This window comes from Arthrobacter sp. Hiyo1, assembly GCF_001263615.2.
In the GTDB taxonomy this organism is placed as follows: domain Bacteria; phylum Actinomycetota; class Actinomycetes; order Actinomycetales; family Micrococcaceae; genus Arthrobacter.
This window is the reverse complement of the sequence record NZ_DF952477.1, coordinates 3,213-8,933: the sequence shown is the minus strand read 5'-3', so window position 1 is coordinate 8,933 and position 5,721 is coordinate 3,213. Positions and strand designations below refer to the sequence as shown.

Below are 5,721 nucleotides of genomic sequence, written 5' to 3'. Positions count from 1 at the left end.
TGAGTACCTGCGGGATGAGGTCCGTCCACGGCACTTGTACCTGGGGCACGTACCGCCACAGGGACGGCACGCCCTACGGCGTGGAGCTCGACGCCGGACAGGCAAGGGAAGCGCTCCAAGGGAGCCTGGACATCGAGGCCCGTGTCAGCAATGCGGCCGGCGGTTGCCTGGCCTCCGGCTTGCAGGACACAGACTCGCCCTACTCCCCTTTCACCCGCGTGGCCGAGGACCTTGGATACGACGGGGACCCCACGCTGGAGCCTTCCCCGTTCTTCACCACCCTCCACGGGTACCGCACGTCGCTGGACCATTTGATCGAAGACGAGGAGTAAACACTCATGGATGACTTTCAGTTCCTGGATGCAAGCGGGCAATCCATAGCTGTCCGCAAGGACCTCCGGGTCCCGATGCGCGACGGAGTCGAGCTTGCAGCGGACGCCTACCACGGCCCCGAAAACAAGCCGCGCCCGGCCTTGGTGGCACTCAGTCCGTACGGCAAGGAGCTGCAGGCCCTTGCCCTCACCACTCCCCCGCAGCGGCGTCCCAGCCCCATGTGGGACGGCTGCATCGAGGCCGGGGACATCGCCAGGATCGTCAAGGAGGACTACGTCCATGTCATCGGCGACCTCCGAGGCTCGGGCTTCTCGGGCGGCGAGCACATCGGCAACTACAACGCCGGCGGTGTGTCGCTTGGCCAGGACGCCTACGACTTCATCGAATGGGTCGCCGCGCAGCCATGGTGCGACGGGAACGTCGGCATGGTGGGCATCTCCTACTTCGGTTCGATGCAGGTTCTGGCCGCCGCCGAGCGTCCGCCGCACCTCAAGGCGATCTTCGTCTCCGGCGGCCATTACGACTTCTATGAAACGACGTACCACGGCGGCATCATGTGGTTCATGCCGCGTGCCGCCCGCGAAGGACGCGGAGGGGACTCGGGCTGGGCGTTCACCGACAACGTGAAGTCCCGCATGATCGAGAAGCATTCTCCAGGGGAACTCAAGAAGCTCGTCGCCGAGCGCCTCGAGGATCCGGACATCGCGGCCTGGCCGAACCTGGTCCATGTACTGAACTACCCCAAGAACCACGAGGCCTGGTTCGACATCGTCATGAACGAACTGGACGGTGAATGGTACGAAGAACGCAACCCCATCACGCTGGCCCCGAACATCGACATCCCGGTCTGGCTGCAGCTCGACCAAGGCCGCGGGTGGACCCTTGACGGCACCATCGAGTTGTACAACGCACTCAAGGGCCCGAAAAAACTGACCATCGGCCCCTACCCGCCCATGCAATCACGCCCCTTCATCGAGGAGCACGACAAAATGTTCCGGTGGTATGACTACTGGATCAAAGGCATCGACAACGGGGTCATGGACGAGCCGCCCGTCAGCGTCTTCGTGGAGGGCTCGCGCGAAGTGGTGACCGCCGGGCAGTGGCCCCCGAAGGACATCGAGTACAAGTCCCTCTATCTCCGGCCGCGCCACAAGCTGTCGGAAGAGCCGGAGCCCATGGGTGCGGAGTACGCCGCCCCCGACGGTTTCTACCAAGCCCCGCTAACGGTGACAGATAAGGTGGAGATCCTCTCGTGGAGCACCCAGCCGTTCGAGCAGGATTCTGAACTCATCGGCGCCGGCGCGGCCCACATCTTCGCGGAAATCGACCAGATCGACACAAACTTCATCCTGCGCCTCTGGGACACCGCGCCGAACGGGCAACGCCAGCTGATCACCACCGGCTACCTCAAGGCATCGCACCACGAGCTGGACGAACGGACTACCGAGGGCAACCCCTACCACCCGCACACCCGATCAGTGCCGGTGGAGCCCGGGACGATCGAGGAGTACGTACTGCGCCTCTACCCGTTCGCCAACACGTTCAAGGCAGGTCATCGCCTCACGGTTGAACTGTCCAACGATGAGCCGCTGGCCGACGAGCACAACGCACTACTCCCGCCTGACGCCTTCCACTTGCCGGTAGGCGCCCCGTCACGCACAAGATCTACCGCGACGCCACCCACCAGTCGCGGCTCGTCTTGCCGTTCACGACGGTGGCCGGCTAAGCGCACCGGGTTGTCGGACCGCTTGACTAAGCTTCGCGTCCCGGGACGCTCGCTCACTTTTTAGGGTGTTTTCCGTCGACGCTCGCTCACATGATGTGAGCAAGCGTCCCGGAATTTGACGACATATCAGAGCGAGCGTCGTGGAATTTGACCGTATAAGCGAGCGAGCGTCCAGGAAGCGGCACCTAGGCCGACCAGGCAAAGGGAGCGGAGAAGGAGTTCTTCCCGGCGTTGTCCCAGGTCATCCCGAACACGTCCACGCGGGCCGTGCTGGCTGTGCCCGCGGCCAAGGTGTCCGCCGGGAATCCTACCCCGCTGACTTTCACTCCCAGCCCTGTGGCATCCATCGGAGACACGAAGTCCTCAACGGCCAAGTCGACGGCACTGCCGACGCGGACCTGGTGCGAACGACCGTCTTCGGTGTAGGCGATTTCGAGGGATTCCATTCCCGCCATTTCACCGATCAGGGGTGTGAGGCCCTCCATCGGTCCGCCGAGCTGGCCACCGAAAACCGCGCCGAGCGCTTCGGCTTGCTCGGGTGAGGCGGCGGCGTCCATCAGCACGCCGAGTTTCCATCCCCCGTCGCTCATGAGGGCAGGCGTATCGGCGACGACGCAGACCGTCAGGCCACCGACGTCGACGCCGTTTACCTCACCTGTGTCCACATGAAAGGCCAGGGCCACGTTGCATCGATCGTTATCCGCCGGTGCGGTCAGCCCTGAAGTGGAACACGGGCAGACCATGTCGCAGTTGCAATTCTCAAAATACGTACTCGACGTGCCACGACATCTGGGGCTCCTTTCGGCGAGGCATCCCCAGAAAAAAGTCTCCTCGCGGCCCGGAACAGTGTCAACGGTCTCCGGATCGCTCACGGGTCCATGGGTCGTACCTCGATAGGCCACAGCCTGGCCTCTCCGAACTTGCCGGCGATCTCCACAGCCCTTGCCATGTCCACGCAGTCAACCACGTAGTAGCCGGCCACGATTTCCTTCGTCTCGATGAACGGGCCGTCCGTCACCGTAGGCCCGCTGCCGTTGTTTCTCACGAACTTCGCTTCTTCACCGAGTTCATGAGCCTCCACAAATTCTCCGGAGGCCCTGAGTTCCTGCTGCAAGGAGGTGTGCGCCTCCATGATCGCGTCGATCTCGGACTCTGGAAGGGCGTTCCAGGCGTCGAAATTGTTTTGAATCAGCAAGAGATGTTTCATTTTTTCTCCTTGACGGCGGATGTCGCATTGCTATTCGGCGTGGATTCAGATGAGGACGAGGACGCAGAACCAGTCTCCGCCAGGCGTTTGCCAAGGTAGCGGCGTTCCGCCTCGGATGGTGCGAGTTCGCGGGCCCGCTGGTATTCGTCCCTCGCCTCCGACCTTCGGCCGAGCCGCCTCAGGAGGTCCGCTTTCGCGGCGGGCAGAAGGTAGTACCCCTCGAGCGAGCGGGATCGGTCCAGTTGCTCGATGAGGGCCAGCCCGGCCTCCGGACCTTGGGACATTGCGACGGCGACAGCGCGGTTGAGTTCGACAACCGGCGACGGCGCAATCTGCGCAAGGGAGTCGTACAGCAAGGCCACCCGGGCGAAGTCTGTACTTCCTGGGGTGCGGGCGGTCATATGGCATGCCGCAATAGCGGCCTGGACACGGTAGCTCCCTGGCCGGGATCGGTGTGAAATGCCAAGCCGTTCGGCAGCAGCGAGGAGCGCAACGGCCTCGGCAACCTCAGCGTGGTCCCACAATTCGCGGTCTTGCTCCTCCAACGTCACCAAGTCCCCCGCCGCGTCCGTTCGAGAGCTTCGCCGGGCATGGTGGAACAGCATGAGCGCGAGGAGGCCCATGGCCTCCGGTTCCTGCTGTGAACCGGCAAGCAACGAAACGAGCAAGCGGTTGAGGCGAATCGCTTCCCGCGCAAGGGACTCCCGGATCAAGGAATCGCCGCCCGTGGCGGAATAGCCTTCGTTGAACATGAGATAGAGCACCGCCAGGACCCGGACGTGCGTTCGGCTCTCAGCTCCGGGGGCGGTACCCGATACGGGATTCCTGCGTCACGTATCTTGCCCGTGCACGGACCAGCCGCTTTGACATGGTTGCCTCCGAGACGAGGAACGCACGCGCAATCTCACCCGTCGTCAGCCCTGCGACGGTACGCAGCGTCAACGCAACCCTTGCGTCGAGCGGGAGGGCAGGGTGGCAACAGGTGAAGATCAGCCGCAGCCGGTCGTCTTCCGCACCCGGATCATTGCTGCCCCCATCCCCCAAGCCTTCGAGTTGGGCGATGATCGCGAGTTCACGGACAGCCCTCTTTTCACTGGCCGCACTCCGCATGCGATCGATCGCCCTGTTCCTCGCCACTGTGGTCAGCCAAGCCCCGGGGTTCCGCGGAACGCCGTGCTCCGGCCAGTCGACAAATGCCTTTGCGAACGCGTCCTGAACGCAATCCTCCGCCAGGCTCCAGTCTCCCGTCACCCGGATGAGGGTTGCGGTGATCCGGGCGTTCTCCTCGGCGGAGGCAGCCTCGACGGCGGTCCGGGCATCCGTCAGTTCTCTCGCCATTTCATCTCCCCGCTCAAGACGCCGGACGCCGGGCGAACCGCTACAGCCCGAGCGGCCACACTGGCCTGATCTCGATCTTGCCGAATCGTGCCATGGGATGCTTGGACGCCACCTCGATGGCCTCATCGAGATCGGCACACGCGATGACGTCGTAGCCCGCGATCCACTCTTTCGTCTCCGCAAACGGCCCGTCCGAGACAACCACTTCGCCCGCCCGCACCGTGACGGTGGTGGCGTCCTCGACGGGACGCAGCCGGTCACCGTGACGGGTTACGCCGCGGGCTTCCATCTCGGCCACCCATTCAACGATATTGTCCTCGGCGGCGACATATTCCGGCGCTGCCGGGTCGTTGCAAATGAAAAGCATGTACTCCACGATGACTCCTTCTTCTCGGTTGATACACCATGACGACGGGCGGGACGTCGCGAAAAGGACACTGCCTGGGAAATTCTTTTTCGGGTCAAAATGGCCGTGATCTGGCCCCTTGACTATGTTGACACCCACAATGACGCGGGCAAGACTGATCATAGGTCCGCGTCCTACGAGGTGCAGGACGTCTGGCCCCTAAGGGGTGGACAATGCAGATTCCGGCTCCATTTGATTATGAGCGCGCCAGCGACGTCGCAAACGCGCTGTCCCTCCTCGAACGCCACGGTCCCGAGTCGCGCATCATCGCCGGCGGGCACAGCTTGCTGCCGATGATGAAGCTCCGCCTGGCGCGGCCGGAGTGGCTGATCGACATCAACGACCTGACGGAACTGGAATTCATCCGCAGGGAAGGCGAGCAGTTGCGTGTGGGCGCGTTAACCCGCCACACAGCGCTCCTCGAGTCAGCCGAAGTCGCCGAGCTCTTTCCGATAATCCGCGACGCCGAGCAGGTGATCGCGGACCTGTGGTCCGCAACCGTGGAACGATCGGCGGCTCGCTCTGCCAAGCGGATCCGGCCGAAGACCTGTCTACCGTTTGCGATGTCCTGCGCGCCCAGGCCGTGATCCGCGGGCCCGACGGCGAACGGATCGTCGCGATGTCGGATTTCCACCGCGGCCCTTACGAAACCGCCGTGGCGCAAAACGAACTGTTGTACGAAGTCCGCTTCACGATCCGCCCGCGCTCGGG

General features: G+C 63.5%; 6 protein-coding genes and 2 pseudogenes. 3 read left to right on the top strand and 5 right to left on the bottom strand.

Features of this window, described 5'->3' with window-relative positions; all coding sequences use genetic code 11:
- Nucleotides 1-332, top strand: a pseudogene (locus AHiyo1_RS21480) (hypothetical protein); the annotation flags it as partial.
- Between the two features lie 6 nt (nt 333-338).
- Complete coding sequence (locus tag AHiyo1_RS21475; protein ID WP_253257540.1) at nt 339-2,123, top strand: CocE/NonD family hydrolase; 1,785 nt, start codon at nt 339-341, stop codon at nt 2,121-2,123.
- 121 nt (nt 2,124-2,244) lie between these two features.
- On the opposite strand, the gene AHiyo1_RS21470 is transcribed toward AHiyo1_RS21475, so the two are convergent.
- The 5 genes from AHiyo1_RS21470 to AHiyo1_RS21455 form a co-directional block, all read right to left on the bottom strand.
- Nucleotides 2,245-2,802: a DUF1326 domain-containing protein gene (locus AHiyo1_RS21470; RefSeq protein WP_113990738.1), complete on the bottom strand. Its 558-nt coding sequence runs from the start codon at nt 2,800-2,802 to the stop codon at nt 2,245-2,247.
- Between the two features lie 125 nt (nt 2,803-2,927).
- Nucleotides 2,928-3,266 carry a YciI family protein gene (locus tag AHiyo1_RS21465; protein WP_059389936.1) on the bottom strand — a complete coding sequence of 113 codons (339 nt, stop codon included), beginning with the start codon at nt 3,264-3,266 and terminating at the stop codon, nt 2,928-2,930.
- A complete protein-coding gene (locus tag AHiyo1_RS27545; protein WP_253257539.1) occupies nt 3,263-4,030 on the bottom strand; it encodes an RNA polymerase sigma factor in 768 nt (255 codons plus the stop codon). Before AHiyo1_RS27545 ends, AHiyo1_RS21465 begins: the two co-directional genes overlap by 4 nt.
- 28 nt (nt 4,031-4,058) lie before the next feature.
- A complete protein-coding gene (locus AHiyo1_RS27540; RefSeq protein ID WP_253257538.1) occupies nt 4,059-4,604 on the bottom strand; it encodes a sigma-70 family RNA polymerase sigma factor in 546 nt (181 codons plus the stop codon).
- Nucleotides 4,605-4,644: 40 nt separating this feature from the next.
- Nucleotides 4,645-4,971 carry a YciI family protein gene (locus AHiyo1_RS21455; RefSeq protein ID WP_113990748.1) on the bottom strand — a complete coding sequence of 109 codons (327 nt, stop codon included), beginning with the start codon at nt 4,969-4,971 and terminating at the stop codon, nt 4,645-4,647.
- Between the two features lie 212 nt (nt 4,972-5,183).
- Here AHiyo1_RS21455 and AHiyo1_RS21450 point away from each other — a divergent pair.
- Nucleotides 5,184-5,721: pseudogene (locus AHiyo1_RS21450) on the top strand (FAD binding domain-containing protein); the annotation flags it as partial.

Coding starts and splice junctions, on each gene's coding strand:
- AHiyo1_RS21475 (WP_253257540.1), top strand. CDS start 339: ATGGATGACTTTCAGTTCCTGGATGCAAGCGGGCAATCCATAGCTGTC.
- AHiyo1_RS21470 (WP_113990738.1), bottom strand. CDS start 2,802: ATGGTCTGCCCGTGTTCCACTTCAGGGCTGACCGCACCGGCGGATAAC.
- AHiyo1_RS21465 (WP_059389936.1), bottom strand. CDS start 3,266: ATGAAACATCTCTTGCTGATTCAAAACAATTTCGACGCCTGGAACGCC.
- AHiyo1_RS27540 (WP_253257538.1), bottom strand. CDS start 4,604: ATGGCGAGAGAACTGACGGATGCCCGGACCGCCGTCGAGGCTGCCTCC.
- AHiyo1_RS21455 (WP_113990748.1), bottom strand. CDS start 4,971: ATGCTTTTCATTTGCAACGACCCGGCAGCGCCGGAATATGTCGCCGCC.